Origin of the sequence: Shigella sp. FC1967 (assembly GCF_001743005.1) — a bacterium.
GTDB lineage: Bacteria > Pseudomonadota > Gammaproteobacteria > Enterobacterales > Enterobacteriaceae > Proteus.
Map to the genome: position 1 here is coordinate 1 of NZ_MIIZ01001338.1, position 384 is coordinate 384.

1 rRNA gene is annotated in these 384 nt (G+C 54.7%); it reads right to left on the reverse strand.

Going from position 1 to position 384, the window contains the following annotated elements:
• A 23S ribosomal RNA gene (locus BHE89_RS21790) occupies positions 1 to 384 on the reverse strand; the annotation flags it as partial.

Below are 384 nucleotides of genomic sequence, written 5' to 3' on the forward strand. Positions count from 1 at the left end.
CACCTCAGCATTAAGTGACCGGATTTGCCTAATCACTCTGCCTACATGCTTGAACCGGGACGACCGTCGCCCGGACAACCTAGCCTTCTCCGTTCCCCCCATCGCAGTTACCACCAGTACGGGAATATTAACCCGTTTCCCATCGACTACGCTTTTCAGCCTCGCCTTAGGGGTCGACTCACCTGCCCCGATTAACGTTGGACAGGAACCCTTGGTCTTCCGGCGTGCGGGTTTTTTCACCCGCATTATCGTTACTTATGTCAGCATTCGCACTTCTGATACCTCCAGCATACCTCACAGTACACCTTCGCAGGCTTACAGAACGCTCCCCTACCCAACAACACATAGTGTCGCTGCCGCAGCTTCGGTGCATGGTTTAGCCCC